Source organism: Streptomyces sp. NBC_01092 (genome assembly GCF_045039535.1).
GTDB lineage: Bacteria > Actinomycetota > Actinomycetes > Streptomycetales > Streptomycetaceae > Streptomyces.
The window spans coordinates 2,521,412-2,536,287 of record NZ_CP108659.1; the positions used below are offsets into that span (position 1 = coordinate 2,521,412).

10 protein-coding genes are annotated in these 14,876 nt (G+C 71.3%); 3 read left to right on the forward strand and 7 right to left on the reverse strand.

What is annotated here, in order from left to right; translation table 11 throughout:
* Positions 1–15: 15 nt before the first annotated feature.
* The 6 genes from OG254_RS11105 to OG254_RS11130 form a co-directional block, all read right to left on the reverse strand.
* A complete protein-coding gene (locus OG254_RS11105) occupies positions 16–630 on the reverse strand; it encodes a hypothetical protein (protein WP_351201084.1) in 615 nt (204 codons plus the stop codon).
* Positions 615–1,751 carry a ParA family protein gene (locus tag OG254_RS11110; protein ID WP_147996875.1) on the reverse strand — a complete coding sequence of 379 codons (1,137 nt, stop codon included), beginning with the start codon at positions 1,749–1,751 and terminating at the stop codon, positions 615–617. Before OG254_RS11110 ends, OG254_RS11105 begins: the two co-directional genes overlap by 16 nt.
* 399 nt (positions 1,752–2,150) lie before the next feature.
* The gene (gene ald, locus OG254_RS11115) at positions 2,151–3,275 is read right to left on the reverse strand and encodes an alanine dehydrogenase (RefSeq protein ID WP_405580097.1); all 1,125 of its coding nucleotides are present in this window, start codon (positions 3,273–3,275) and stop codon (positions 2,151–2,153) included.
* Positions 3,276–3,410: 135 nt separating this feature from the next.
* Positions 3,411–5,498, reverse strand: a complete 2,088-nt coding sequence (locus OG254_RS11120) for a tetratricopeptide repeat protein (protein WP_405580099.1) — start codon at positions 5,496–5,498, stop codon at positions 3,411–3,413.
* A 179-nt stretch (positions 5,499–5,677) separates the two neighbouring features.
* The gene (locus OG254_RS11125) at positions 5,678–6,304 is read right to left on the reverse strand and encodes an NUDIX hydrolase (protein WP_351201079.1); all 627 of its coding nucleotides are present in this window, start codon (positions 6,302–6,304) and stop codon (positions 5,678–5,680) included.
* A gap of 97 nt (positions 6,305–6,401) precedes the next feature.
* Positions 6,402–8,072, reverse strand: a complete 1,671-nt coding sequence (locus OG254_RS11130; protein WP_405580103.1) for a CTP synthase — start codon at positions 8,070–8,072, stop codon at positions 6,402–6,404.
* A gap of 527 nt (positions 8,073–8,599) precedes the next feature.
* Here OG254_RS11130 and OG254_RS11135 point away from each other — a divergent pair.
* From OG254_RS11135 to OG254_RS11145, 3 genes are all read left to right on the forward strand, one after another.
* Positions 8,600–10,402: a glycoside hydrolase family 15 protein gene (locus OG254_RS11135; RefSeq protein ID WP_405594932.1), complete on the forward strand. Its 1,803-nt coding sequence runs from the start codon at positions 8,600–8,602 to the stop codon at positions 10,400–10,402.
* A 66-nt stretch (positions 10,403–10,468) separates the two neighbouring features.
* Complete coding sequence (locus OG254_RS11140; RefSeq protein ID WP_405580105.1) at positions 10,469–11,848, forward strand: FAD-binding protein; 1,380 nt, start codon at positions 10,469–10,471, stop codon at positions 11,846–11,848.
* Positions 11,849–11,922: 74 nt separating this feature from the next.
* Entirely contained in the window at positions 11,923–13,563 is a 1,641-nt protein-coding gene (locus OG254_RS11145; protein WP_405580108.1) for a PucR family transcriptional regulator, read from the forward strand.
* Between the two features lie 10 nt (positions 13,564–13,573).
* Here the strand turns inward: OG254_RS11145 and OG254_RS11150 are convergent, their stop codons facing one another.
* Positions 13,574–14,710 carry a glycosyltransferase family 4 protein gene (locus tag OG254_RS11150; RefSeq protein ID WP_405580111.1) on the reverse strand — a complete coding sequence of 379 codons (1,137 nt, stop codon included), beginning with the start codon at positions 14,708–14,710 and terminating at the stop codon, positions 13,574–13,576.
* Positions 14,711–14,876 lie beyond the last annotated feature (166 nt).

Consider the following 14,876-nt stretch of genomic DNA (forward strand, 5'->3'; position numbering starts at 1 on the left):
CCCCGCAGGCTACCGCTACCGCCCGCGCAGCCGTCGTACGAGGATGCTCGCGTCTCCCCGGCTCTCCAGATCCGCGAGGACCACGGCCACCGCCTCGCGGACGATCCGCCCGCGGTCGACGGCCAGCCCGTGCTCGCCCCGGAGCACCAGACGGGCGTGCTCCAGATCCATGAGCTCCTCGGCGGAGACATACACGGTGATCTTCTCGTCGTGCCGTTCGCGACCACTGGGCCGGCGCGCGGCGGCGCGTCCACGCTTGCGCGGCGCCGATGCGGCCGCACCGGAGTTGGTGGATCCGCCGGGAGTGCTCGTCGGCGCCCCGGCAGAACCTTCCTGCGCTGTCTGACGTCGCGCGGAACGCTCCGCGGTGGCGGACCGGCTGCGCGACTCGCCTGCGTCGGCGGACTCGGCGTCGGCCGCCACGTGCTCGGCGCCGTCGCCGTCACCGCCCTGAGCGGGCACCGACTGCGGCGCGTCCTCCCCGGCGGCGGCCGCGTCACTCTCTCCCGCGGGAGCCGGCACCCGGGCCTCGCCGTTGACCGGGCGCCGGGGAGTGGACGGCTGGAGTGCCATACCCCCTGTCGTACGGAACAGTTCGTCGGCCCCCGGCAGACTCACTCGGCGTGACACCGGGCGAGCACCTCCCTGGCGAGCTGGCGATAGGCGGCGGCACCGACGGAGTTGGAGGCGTACGTGGTGATCGGCTCACCGGCGACCGTGGTCTCCGGGAAGCGGACCGTGCGCCCGATGACCGTGTGGTAGACGTGATCGTCGAACGCCTCGACGACACGCGCGAGCACCTCACGGCTGTGCACGGTGCGCGAGTCGTACATCGTGGCGAGGATCCCGTCGAGCTCCAGCTCCGGGTTGAGCCGCTCCTGGACCTTCTCGATGGTCTCGGTCAGCAGCGCCACACCACGCAGCGCGAAGAACTCGCACTCCAGGGGCACGATCACCTTGTGCGCGGCCGTCAGCGCGTTCACCGTGAGCAGGCCCAGCGAGGGCTGACAGTCGATCACGATGAAGTCGTAGTCGGGCAGCAGCGGCTTGAGGGCGCGCTGGAGAGTCGACTCGCGCGCGACCTCGCTCACCAGCTGGACCTCGGCGGCCGACAGGTCGATGTTGCTGGGCAGCAGGTCCATGTTGGGGACCGCCGTCTTCAGGAGCACCTCGTCCGCCGACATGCCCCGCTCCATGAGCAGGTTGTAGACGGTGAGGTCGAGCTCCATCGGATTCACGCCGAGACCGACCGAGAGCGCGCCCTGGGGGTCGAAGTCGACGAGCAGGACCCGGCGCCCGTATTCCGCGAGCGCGGCACCCAGGTTGATGGTCGACGTGGTCTTGCCGACGCCGCCCTTCTGGTTGCACATCGCGATGATCTTCGCGGGGCCGTGGTCGGTCAGGGGACCCGGGATCGGGAAGTACGGCAGCGGACGCCCGGTCGGACCGACGCGCTCACGGCGCTGGCGGGCAGCGTCGGGCGCGAGCGTGGCCGCGTACTCCGGGTCGGGCTCGTACTCCGCGTCGGGGTCGTAGAAGTGCCCGTCGGGCAGTTCGTCGTAGACGGCGAATTGGTTGTGGGGCGCGCCACTTCCGTCGCCGGCCATGGCGTTCACGTGATGGCCATCCATGCTCTGGTGTGCTGTCTGAGTCAACCCTGAGATCTGGTGACTCTGGTGGGCTGCGAAGGTGCGCACCGCAACGGAGCCGACAGCCTCGAATCCCGCGGGACCCTGGTCCCGTACCGGCATTCCTGGTTGACCACCCCCGGGAGAAAATGTCGACTCATTCACAAGTCGTCTTACCTCCTTGGTGACCAGGAAACTTCTAGACAGGTCAGCGTGGCACCATGCCGACAGTCGGCGACTCTATGGCGTGTCGGCGGTCCGCAGCAACACAATCCGCCGGACCGGGCAGATGTGTCGACAATGAAACATCCCGCTGTCAAGGGCGTACGGCCGTCGCACAGCAGGTTTCAAGGGTGTGCGAATCGGTCGAAGGGTTGCGTTCGAGGCGAGTTGACCGAGAGTCGCAAAGTGACCATACACACATCCGGCCGGACCTTTTCGGGCAAGGTCCGGCCGGGTGCGTTCGGTTGACGACTCGTGTTGACGTATCGCCTTTACCAGAAAGTGACTTAGCCGATCGGCTCAGCCGAGCAGCGACGCGAGCTCCACGTGCTCCAGGCCGTGCGCCTCCGCGACCTCCCGGTAAACCACCTTGCCGTCATGCGTGTTGAGGCCCCTGGCCAGCGCGGGGTCACGGCGCAGCGCCTCGACCCAGCCGCGGTTGGCCAGCTCGACGATGTACGGCAGCGTGGCGTTGGTCAGCGCGTAGGTGGAGGTGTTCGGCACCGCGCCCGGCATGTTGGCGACGCAGTAGAAGACCGACTCGTGGACCGGGAAGGTCGGCTCGGCGTGCGTGGTGGGACGCGAGTCCTCGAAGCAGCCACCCTGGTCGATCGCGATGTCGACAAGAACACTTCCTGCCTTCATGCGCGACACGAGCTCGTTGGTGACCAGCTTCGGGGCCTTGGCGCCCGGGATGAGGACGGCACCGATGACGAGGTCGGCCTCGAGGCAGGCCTTCTCCAGCTCGAAGGCGTTGGAGACGACGGTCTGGATCTTCGTGCCGAAGATCTTGTCCGCCTCCTTGAGCTTGTTGATGTCCCTGTCGAGCAGGGTCACCTGGAAGCCCATGCCGATGGCGATCTGCGCGGCGTTCCAGCCGGAGACGCCGCCGCCGATGACGACGGCCTTGCCGGCGAGCACGCCCGGGACACCGCCGGGCAGCACACCGCGACCACCGTTGGCGCGCATCAGGTGGTAGGCGCCGACCTGCGGGGCCAGACGGCCCGCGACCTCGGACATCGGGGCCAGCAGCGGCAGGGCCCGGGAGGGCAGCTCGACGGTCTCGTAGGCGATCGCCGTCGTGCCGGACTCGATGAGGGCGTCCGTGCACTCCTTGGAGGCGGCCAGGTGCAGGTAGGTGAAGAGCGTCTGGTCCTTGCGGAGGCGGTGGTACTCCTCGGCGATGGGCTCCTTGACCTTCAGCAGCAGGTCAGCGGTGGCCCACACCTCGTCGGCGGTGCCGAGGATCCGGGCGCCTGCGGCGACGTACTCCTCGTCCGGGATCGACGAGCCGACACCGGCGCCCTGCTCGATGACGACCTGGTGGCCGTGGCGCACCAGCTCATGCACGCCGGCGGGGGTGATGGCCACCCGGAACTCGTTGTTCTTGACCTCGCGGGGGATGCCGACCTTCACGTCGATCACGGTCCTTGGCTCAGGGGGTGTGGGGGCATTACAAGACATACCCAGGCATGCAGGGCACACCGGGAGACACCGCAGGAGAAGGTGCGGCAGAGCCAGTCTAATGAAGGTGTTCCCGCTGTCTAGCCTTTCATTGCATCAATCTTCGTTCGATGCACTGCGGATTTCGCAGGCGTTAGGGTCTGATTCCGGCTCGATTGCCTCTTGCCGGGGCTCGGACTCGGCCGCATCGGAGTCCTCGGGCTCCTCCCCCAGCATCCGCTCCGCCGCGCCCCGGTGCAGCTGCGCAGCCGCGGGATCGCCCAGCCGGTCCAGGGTGTCGGCGAGCCTCAGATACAGGGCGCCCTGAAGCCGCGGGTCCTCGGCGCGGCGCGCCCAGTCCACCGCCTCCTGACAGGTACGCAGCGACTCCGCCAGCCGCCCGGCGTACTCCTGGACCCGGGCGAGCTCGCTCAACGCCCGTGCGTGACCCGCGACATCGCCGTCCTTGCGGTACCCGGCGACCGCGGCGCGCCAGCTGCGCTGCGCCTCGCCGTACTGGCCCGCAAAGGTGTGCGCCTCGGCGATACGGCCGTACAGCCGGGCGGTGTCCGATCGCTCGGCCCGGGCCAGCCGCTGGGCCAGGGCGCGGCCGAACCAGTCGGCGGCCCGGTCGTAGTCCCCGATCTCCAGATGCGCGCCGCCTACGGATTCCATCGCGCGGCCGGTCGCGTACAGGTCATTTCCTTCCCGTCCGGCGTCCAGCGCGGCCCGGAAACGCACCAGCGCCTCGCGTGTGCGCCCCGTGCGGGCGTCGAGGTCGCCGAGGTTCAGCAGGGCCGCGGCCTGCTCGCGGGGCAGGTTCCGGCGCTCGGCCACGTCCAGGACCAGGCTGTGCACCTCGTACAGGTCTGGGGCGGCGGCCTGGGTGCCGAAGTGCGCGACCATCGCCCTGACCAGCTGGGACATCAGGCGCCTGGCAAGGGTGTCCAGCTCCCCGTCGGCGACCGCGGCGCGGGCCGAGGCCAGCAGGGCGGGCCTGCGGATGCCGAGCCAGTCGGCGGCGGCCCGGGGGTTGGGGAAGCGCAGGGCGCGGGGCATGCCGATGAGCTTCTGCCGGGTCTCGGGGCTGTCCGTCTCGGTGATCGCCCGGCAGGACTGCAGCAGCCGTACGGTCCGCTCCAGCATCCGGGCGCGGGCGAGCTGGAGCTCGGCGGGGCGGTCCTGGGTCTCGGTGAGGGCCTTGAGCAGCGGGTGCAGGCAGGCCGGGACCTCGTACTGGGGCAGCGGTGAGTCGACGGCGTGCAGCAGGCCGAGGGCGACGAAGTCGTCCAGGGTGGTGTGGGCGCCCTCCACCGAGCTGCCGGCGAGCGCGGAGGCGGTGTGCGGGTCGATGAGGCCGCCCGGGGCGAGGGAGAGCAGCCGCAGTATGCGGGCGGCGGGGGCCGGCAGGCCGGCGTAGGCGAGGCGGAAGACCCGGCTGAGCGGTGTGCCCTCCTCGCCCTCGGCCCGCAGCTGTTTGGCGAGGTCGGCGACGGCCGACTTGGGCCGGGCGGCGAGCCAGCCGCCCGCCAGCCGCAGTGCGGCCGGCTGCCCCTGGCACACCTCGACCAGGCCCTCGGCGGCCCTGGGGTCGACGGTGATCCGGACCGAGCCGGCGTGCCGGGCCAGCAGCTCGACGGCGGACTTGGTGTCGAGGCCGCCGAGCGTGCAGGGCCGCACGTCCGAGATCCCGGTCAGCGGACCGCCGGAGACCGCGACGGCCAGGCACTCCGGGGTGTCCGGCAGCAGCGCGTCGACCTGGCCGGCCTCGGCGGCGTCGTCGAGCAGCAGCAGGACCCGGCGGTCGGCCAGGGCCTCGCGCAGTGCCGCCGTGAGGTCGTCCTCGGCGGCGCCGGCCGGGTTCGGCAGGTCCAGGGCGGTGAGCAGCTCGCGGGCGGTGCGCTCGACGGGGACGGGGGTGCCGTCGGAGTCGGTCAGGCGGGCGCGCAGCACACCGTCCGCGTAGCGGTCCGCGACCTGCCGTACGAGTTCCTCGGCGAGTGCGGTGCGGCCCGAGCCTGGGCGGCCCGCGATGAGCAGCACGCGCGCGCGTGGCACCTTGCGGCCGGAGAGAGTGTCCAGGCCCGCGCGCTCGATGTCGGCGCGCAGCTCCTTCAACTCGCGGGTGCGGCCCAGGAATTGGTTCGCGCCGGAAGTCCGTGCCGACACCTGCACGCCGCCTGTGTCCACCACCTGATCCGTCACGGGCCACACTCCCGTCCCACGCACGCGCAAGCCCGCCGGGACTCCGGTTCGGGCGTATTCAGAGCCTAGTTCACGCTCTGCTACGTTCCGGGCGGAGCGTGGCGGGCACGGCGCGGACGTCCCTCGATCGGATCAGCCGATCTTCACACCGCGAGGGGACGCGAAGGGGATGCGTCCGTTCAGGACTCGAAGGGGCGCGCGGGCCAGGGCGCCTCCGCCGGACGGAGCGCGTCGAGCCCGTCGCCGGCGCGCGCGGCGACCAGCGACAGCACGCCCACGACAAGGCAGTTGTTGTGCAGCTCGCCCGCGAGCACACCCCGCACCAGCTCGTCGACCGGCACGCGCGCGTGCTCCATGTCGGCCTCTTCGTCCTCCACCACGAAGCGCTCCCCGTCGGCCTCGGACAGATTCCGGGCGAGGAAGATCCGGATGGCCTCGTCACAGCCGCCGGGGGTGGTGTAGACGTCCGTCAGCACCCGCCAGTCCTCGGCCTTGACGTGCGCCTCCTCGTACAGCTCGCGCTGGGCCGCGTGCAGCGGGTTCTCGCCGGGGATGTCGAGCAGGCCGGCCGGGATCTCCCACAGCTTCTGGCGCACCGGGTGGCGGTACTGCTTGATCAGCAGGACGCGGTCCTGGTCGTCCAGGGCGAGGACGCCCACGGAGCCGGGGTGGACCTGGTAGTCACGCCGTACGACCGAACCGTCGGGCATGACCACCTCGTCCGTGCGGACGGAGGTCTTGTTGCCCACGAAGGGGGTGTCCGTCGCCCGGACCTCCCACTCCTCGGGGGTGTCCTTGATCGCCATGCCCTGCCCTTCCACACGCTTTCAAACAGACCCGCCAAAGAAAACCGGGGCGCCAACCTTTGAAGGTTTGCACCCCGGCCACCGTACAACTCTCGTGTTACTTCGAATCCTTGCCGACGCCCTCGGCCAGCTGGCGCTCGACGGCTGCCTTCACGAGCCCGGCGAACAGCGGGTGCGGGCGCGTGGGGCGCGAGCGCAGCTCGGGGTGGGCCTGCGTGGCCACCAGGTAGGGGTGGATCTCGCGCGGGTACTCGACGTACTCCACGAGCTTGCCGTCCGGCGACGTGCCGGAGAACAGGATGCCCGCCTTCTTCTCCAGCTCCGCCCGGTAGGCGTTGTTGACCTCGTAGCGGTGACGGTGCCGCTCCTCGACGTACTCCTTGCCGTCGTACACCTCGCGCACGATGGAGCCCTCGGCCAGCTTGGCCGGGTACATGCCGAGGCGCATGGTGCCGCCCATGTCGCCCTCACCGGCGACGATGTCGAGCTGCTCGGCCATCGTCGAGATGACGGGGTGGGAGGTGGCGGGGTCGAACTCGGTGGAGTTGGCGTCCGAGATGTCCGCGAGGTTGCGGGCCGCCTCGACCACGATGCACTGCAGGCCCAGGCACAGGCCGAGCAGCGGGATCCGGTTCTCGCGGGCGTACTTGATCGCGCCGACCTTGCCGAGCACACCGCGGTCGCCGAAGCCGCCCGGGATGCAGATGGCATCCACGTCGCCGAGCTGCTGCTTGGCGCCGGCCGGGGTCTTGCAGTCGTCCGAGGTGACCCACTTGATCTTCACGCGGGCCTTGTTGGCGAAGCCGCCCGCGCGCAGCGCCTCGGTGACCGAGAGGTAGGCGTCGGGCAGGTCGATGTACTTGCCGACCAGCGCGAGGGTGATCTCGTGGTCGGGGTTGTGGACGCGGTCGAGCAGGTCGTCCCAGGTCGTCCAGTCCACATCACGGAACGGCAGGTCCAGCTTGCGGACGACATAGGCGTCCAGGCCCTCGCCGTGCACGGTCTTGGGAATGTCGTAGATGGAGCGGGCGTCGGGGCAGGCGACCACGGCCGCCTCGTCGACGTCGCACATCAGCGAGATCTTCCGCTTGATCGCGGTCGGCACCTCGCGGTCGCAGCGCAGCACGATCGCGTCCGGCTGAATACCGATGTTGCGCAGAGCCGCAACCGAGTGCTGGGTCGGCTTCGTCTTCAGCTCTCCCGAGGGGCCGATGTACGGCAGGAGCGAGATGTGGACGACGAAGACGTTGTCACGACCGACCTCGTGACGGACCTGGCGGACGGTCTCCAGGAACGGCAGCGACTCGATGTCGCCGACCGTGCCGCCGACCTCCGTGATCACCACGTCGACCTCGTCCGTCGCCATGCGGCGGATGCGGTGCTTGATCTCGTTGGTGATGTGCGGGATGACCTGCACGGTGTCGCCGAGGTACTCGCCGCGCCGCTCCTTGGCGATCACCGTCGAGTACACCTGGCCGGTGGTGACGTTCGCGGACCCGTCCAGGTCGCGGTCGAGGAAGCGCTCGTAGTGGCCGATGTCCAGGTCGGTCTCGGCGCCGTCGTTGGTGACGAACACCTCGCCGTGCTGGAAGGGGTTCATCGTGCCAGGGTCGACATTGAGGTACGGGTCCAGCTTCTGCATGACCACCCGCAGGCCCCGAGCCTTGAGGAGCATGCCGAGGCTGGAGGCCGTCAGGCCCTTGCCGAGCGAGGAGGCGACACCCCCGGTGACGAAGATGTGCTTGGTCGTCGTGGATTTGGGCGTCATGGCCAAGAGGGGGCTCCCGTGGTCGCGGTCTGGGGTGCGTTACGGCTGCCTGACCGGAGAGATCTCCGGGGTCGCCGTCGCTGCGGTTCGGGGGTTTTTCTCCCACCGGTCCACGGGCTACCAGGGTATCAGCGACCGGAACCGATGGCTTCCGGCCACGCTCCGCACACGTCTCACCACGAACCTGCACGAGTGTTCCGGTTTCTCACCCGTTGCTCACCCGTTCGGCGGACCCGGGTTGTCCGGAGCGGCACGCAGATCATCTACGTGCGTCGTATCCTGCTCGGACATTCGCTGCCGAGCCCGGCCGGTAACACGGCACCACCCCTCGCTCGTAACCACCGGAACAACGAGAGCTCGTCAGTTCGTTGAGCAGAGATCGTCGAGAAGAGGCGGTCGTTTTGCCTCACGGCCGAAGCGACTGCTTTGCTTCACCGCTCAACGACGCTTAACAACACCCCTTGACCGCACTAGCGAGAGCCCCCTTGCCACAAGGGGGTGACGTGGCCGTTCGACTGGAGTTGCACGTGGCCGGGCGCATCGAAGATTACGCACTCATCGGAGACATGCAGACCGCAGCACTGGTCTGCCGGGACGGCACGGTGGACTGGCTGTGCCTGCCCCGCTTCGACTCGCACGCCATCTTCGCCGGCCTGCTGGGAACCGAGGAACACGGCTTCTGGCGGCTCGGCCCCGCCCACGCCTCCGACGCCCCGCCGCCCACCGCGGCCCGGCGCAGCTACCGCGGCGACTCCCTGATCCTGGAGTCCGAGTGGGACACGCCGCGCGGCACGGTCCGGGTGATCGACTTCATGCCTCCGCGTGACGGCGCGCCCCAGCTGATCCGGATCGTGGAGGGCGTCTCCGGCCGGGTGCCGATGCGCTCGGCGCTCAGGATGCGTTTCTCGTACGGCCGGGTCGTGCCGTGGGTGCACAAGCACGAGGGCCGTACGGTGGCCGTCGCCGGCCCGGACTCGGTGTGGTTCGATACGGAGGCCGAGACCTACGGCAAGTCGCTGACGACGTACTCGGACTTCACGGTCGCCCCGGGTGAGCGGATCGCCTTCACCATCTCCTGGGAGCCCTCGCACAAGCAGCCGCCGGCGCTGCCCGAGCCGGAGCAGTCGCTGGAGGCGACGGAGGACTTCTGGCGCGAGTGGGTCGAGCACTGTACGTACCACGGCCCCTACCGCGAGGCGGTCGTCCGCTCGCTGATCACCCTGAAGGCGCTGACCTACGCCCCGACGGGCGGCATCGTCGCCGCCCCGACGACCTCGCTTCCCGAGGACATCGGTGGCGTGCGCAACTGGGACTACCGCTACACCTGGCTGCGCGACGCGGCGATCACCCTGTCCTCGCTGCTGCGCACCGGCTACCGCGACGAGGCCCGTGCCTGGCGCGAGTGGCTGCTGCGGGCGGTCGCGGGCGATCCGGAGAACCTCCAGATCATGTACGGCATCGCCGGTGAGCGCGAGCTCGGCGAGGCCGAGCTGGACTGGCTGCCCGGCTACGAGGCCTCCGCGCCGGTCCGGGTCGGCAACGGCGCGGCGCACCAGCTCCAGCTGGACGTGTACGGCGAGGTCACCGAGGCCCTGCACCTGGCCCACATGACGGGCCTGGCCCGCAACGACTACGCGGCCCTCCTCCAGCTCAAGCTGATCCGCTACCTCGAGGACCACTGGCAGGAGCCGGACGAGGGCATCTGGGAGGTGCGCGGCCCGCGCCGCCACTTCGTGCACTCCAAGGTGATGGCCTGGGTCGCCGTCGACCGCACCATCAAGCTCATCGAGTCCGGGGACGCGGACGGCCCGCTGGAGCGCTGGAAGGAACTGCGCGACGAGATCCACCGGGACGTGTGCGAGAAGGGCTACGACAAGGAGCGCAACACCTTCACGCAGTCGTACGGCTCGAAGGAGCTGGACGCCTCCCTGCTGCTGATCCCGCAGATGGGCTTCCTGCCGCCGGACGACAAGCGCGTCATCGGCACCATCGAGGCGATCCAGCGCGAGCTGTCCACGCAGGACGGCTTCATCCTGCGCTACCCGACGCAGGGCAAGCACGAGGGCGTCGACGGCCTCCCCGGTGACGAGGGCGCCTTCCTGGCCTGCTCGTTCTGGATGGCGGACGACCTGGCGATGATCGGCCGCGTCGACGAGGCCCGCAAGCTGTTCGAGAAGCTGCTGTCGCTGCGCAACGACCTGGGTCTGCTGGCCGAGGAGTGGGACCCGCGCCTGCAGCGCCAGGTCGGCAACTTCCCGCAGGCCTTCAGCCACGTCCCGCTGATCGACACGGCGCTGCGTCTGACCGCTTCGGGGGCCTACGGCGGCTGAACAGGACCGCCGGCCAAAGCCTGCCTACGCTGGGATCCATCAGCCCCTGCAGGAAGGGGGCGCCCCATGGCCTCCCCATCGAAGGCGGGCGCGGCCCTCGCCGCGCTGCGCGAGGATCTGGTCGGCGACGTGTTCGCTCCGGACGATCCGGGCTACGACGAGGCCCGGACCGTCTTCAACGTGATGATCGACCGCCGGCCCGCGGTCATCGCCCAGTGCGTGGACGAGGACGACGTCGTACGGGCCGTGCGGTTCGGCAGGGACCTGGACCTGCACATCGCGGTGCGCGGCGGCGGGCACAGCGTGTCGGGCATGGCCGTCAACGACGCCGGACTGGTCGTCGACCTGCGGCACATGCGCGCGGTGAGCGTCGATCCCGCGGCCGAGGCGGTGCGGGTCGCGGGCGGCGCCACGATGAGCGACCTGGACCGCGCCTGCCAGCCGTACGCCCTCGCCACGACCGGCGGGCGGGCCTCCACGACCGGTGTCGGCGGCTTCGTCCTCGGCGGCGGCACCGGCTGGCTGGACCGCTGGTGCGGGCTGGCCGTCGACAACCTGGTCGGCGTCGAGCTCGTCACCGCGGACGGCGAGCGGGTCCACGCGAGCGCCGACGAGAACCCGGAGCTGTTCTGGGGCCTGCACGGCGGAGGCGGCAACTTCGGCGTCGCGACCGCGCTCACGCTGAAGCTCCACGAGCTGCCCCAGTTCTCCATCGCGCTGGTGCTGTACCTCCCGGAGTTCGGCCCCGAGGTCACCCGCACCTACCGCGAACTGATCACCGTGGCCCCGGACGAGGCGAGCGGCGCCCTGCTGTATCTCACCGGCCCGCCCGAGGAGTTCGTGCCGCCGCACCTGGTCGGCAAGCTCCTGTGCGGTGCGCTGCTGACGTACGCCGGGTCCGAGGAGGACATGCGCAAGCTGGCCGAGCCCCTCCTGTCACTGCCGCACGAGGCGGAGGTCGTCGGGGCGATGCCGTACGCCGATGTCCAATGCATGCTCGACGATCCGCCGGGGATGCGGAACTACTGGTCGGCGGAGTATCTGACGGGCGCGCCGGACGCCTACCTGGACGCGTTCTGCGCAGGCGGCGAGGCCTTGCCGCTCACCGGCACCCTCCATGCACTGTTCCCGCAGGGCGGGGCGATCGCCGCGGGCCCGCACGAGTACCCCGTGCCGTACCGGGACGCGCCCTGGGGCGTGCACCCCTTCGCGATCTGGGCGGAGCCTGCGGACGACGAGCGCTGCGTGCAGTGGGTCCGCGACGTCCGCGCCGCGGCGCAGCCCTGGAGCACGGGCGCGGTCTACCTCAACTTCATCGGCGACGAGGGCGCCGAGCGGGTCGTGGCCGGAATGGGCACCGAGAACACCCGGCGGCTGGCCGATCTGAAGCGCCGCTACGACCCCGACAACGTGTTCCGCTTCAACCACAACATCAGCCCGGCCTGAGCACCGCCGACGTCCGCTCCCCATGAACGCCTTCGGAGATGTCAGGAAGCCATCCGCACAGGTAGCGTCCGCACATGGACAGCGGCACGAGCAGCGCATTCGACACCCACGGCGCCGGGATCACCGTCCGGCGGGCGCTGGAGCTGCCCGGTCTGCGCAGTGGGCTGCCCGAGATCCTCGCGGGCGCCGACCGGCTGGAACGGACCGTGCGCTGGGTGCACGCGGGCGAGGTGCCCAACATCGCCTCCCTGCTGAAGGGCGGGGAACTGCTGCTGACCACGGGCTACGGCCTCGGCACCCGCCCGGCCGACCAGCGGGCGTTCGTGCGCACTCTCGCCGAGCGCGGCATCGCGGCCCTGGTCATCGAGCTCGGCGCCCGCTTCACGCGCCTGCCCGCCGCCCTGGTCGACACGGCTCGCACGGCCGGCCTCCCGCTCGTGCAGCTGCATCGCCAGGTCCCCTTCGTGACGGTCACCGAGGAGATCCACACCGAGATCGTCAACGGGCACTACGCGCTGCTGCAGCGCGCGGAGGAGGTGCACCGCCGCTGCACCGAGGCCCTGCTCGGCGGCGGCGGGGTGCCGCAGGTGCTCGGCATCCTCGCGGACTTCAGCGGCAACCCGGTCTTCCTGGAGGCGACGGACGGACGGCTCCTGTACGCCGCAGGGGCGGGCCCCGAGGGCACGGACCCGTTGCAGGTGTGGGAGGGGCTGCGGGAGCAGCACAAGGACGCCCCGCCGCCCTCGGGGTCGGTGCTGGTGGACGTGCCGGGCGGCGGCCAGGGGGCAGGGTCGGTCCGCGGCCGTATCGTCCTGCTGCCCGTCCTGGGCCCGCTGGCGCCCGTGCACCGGATCGCCGCCGAACGGGCCGCGGGCATCCTCGCCGTGGTGCTGATGCAGGCGCGCCAGGAGGAGGAGCTGGCGGCGCGCGGGCGGGGCGACTTCCTGACCGACCTCGCGGAGGGCCGTATCGCCGCCGGGGACGCCCCGGCACAGGCGCGCGTGCTGGGCTTCAAGCCGGGTACGGGCCCGCTGCTGCCGGTCGTGATGCGGCTCGGTGACGGGCCCGCGCCCGGTGGCTGGGCGGTGCTGGCGCGCGCGGTCGGTGAGGAGCTGGCCTCGGTGGGGGTGCCGGTGCTGCTGGGCGTGCGGCCGGTGGAGGGCCGGGTGCCGCTGCTGGTGGGCCTGCGTGCGGAGGCGGAGCGGTCGGCGGTCGCGGACCGGGTCGCGGCGGCGCTGCGGGCGGGCGTGGAGCGGGCCGGGATCCAGCGGCCGGGCGCCGCGCCGCCGGTGGTGGTCGTCGGCGTCGCGGGCGGCTGGGCGGCGGCGTCGGCGGGCCTCAGGCACGCGGCGGAGACTGCGACGGCGGCGCAGGGCCTGGCGGACCGCCCCTGGTACGACGCCCGCCGCCTGGACATCGACCTGCTGCTGTGGCGGCTGCGCGACCACCCCGACCTCGCGGCCTTCGTGGACCGCGCGATCGGCCCGCTGCGCGAGCACGACGACCGCTCCCGGCCGCCCCTGCTGCCCACGCTGGAGACCTACTTGGCACACGCGGGCCGCAAGGCGGAGACGGCGCGCGAACTGCACCTCAACCGGCAGACGCTGTACAACCGCCTCGCCCGCATCGGCGAGTTGCTGGGCACCGACCTCGACGACCCGCAGACGGTCCTTGCGTTGAGCCTGGCGCTGCGGGCACGCCGGCTGGTGCCGTAGCGTCGAGGGACTAGATCATGGGCCGGGGCTGCGTCAACTCGTCGTAGACGCTGAGCACTTGGGCCACCGTCTCGTCCTCGCTCGGCCAGGTGGCCGCCTGCCGCACGCCCCGTTCCCTGAGGACGTCCTGCCGCTCGGGATCGCCGAGCAGCCGTACGACGGCTTGGGCGAGGGCGTCCGGGTCGCCGTACGGGACGAGTTCGGCCGCGTCGCCGACGAGCTCGGACATGCCGCCGACGTCGGTGGCGATGAGCGGCACGCGCGCGTGAAGGGCTTCCTGGGCGAGGACGGACCGCGACTCCCAACTGCTGGACAGCAGGGCGATGTCGGCGGCGGCGAGCAGTTCGGTGACGTCGTCGCGCCGCCCGATGAGCCGCACGGGCAGCTCCTCGTCCTCGATACGTCGCTGGAGGGCGGCCCGCATCGCCCCCTCCCCGGCGATCACGACCAGCGGCGCGGGATCGAGCTGCCGCCACGCGCGCGAGGCGTTCAGCAGTACGTCGTATCCGCGATGCCGCTCCAGCGTGCCGACGGCGATGAGCAACGGCCGCCCGGTGGACCCGAGTTCGGCGCGCACCTTGGGCCGTAGCCGGTCGGGGTCGTCCTGCTCGACGGGGTGGCGGCGTCCGGGCATCGCCACGGCGGCGAGCCGCGCGTCCCGCGCACCGGTCCGGCGGGCCCGGTCGACGAGCGCAGAGGTGGTCCCGAGGACGACGGAGGCGGCCTTGACGACGCGCCGCTCCAACAGCCGCAGGAGATGGGCGCGGGCGCCCTCGGCATGCGCCCGGTCGTGCCAGGTGACGACGAGCGGAGTGCGCCGCCCGCTCAGCGCCAGCACCGCGCGGAAGGAGGCGTGCAGTCCGTGCGCGTGCACCAGATCGGCGTCCGCGCACGCCGCCCGCAGCGCGGCCACCGAGGCGGGATCGCTGCTGCGCGGGACGTGTACGTGCTCGGCGCCGGCTCCCGTGAAGTCGTAGGCCCGATCGGCCTCGACGGGGGCGGCCACGGTGACCCGCACGCCCCGCGCGACCAGCCCCGAGGCCAGCGATCGCACATGCGCGCTACTGCCGGCGTTGCCGCCGCCCAGCACCTGCACGGTGCGCAGCGACGACTGGCCGTGCGGTGAGTGGCTGCTCACGGGGGTCACGTGGCCGGGGCTCCTGGTGGTGGGTGGGGCGGACACGAAGAAAGTACAGAAGGATCGGGCGCAGGGGGTGTACCGCGAGGATCTCTTCGCGTACGACGTGTTTACGCCAAGGATGCCAGGACGCACGGCCGTTCCGGGACCGGCGGGAGGACGGGGGCGGGCAACG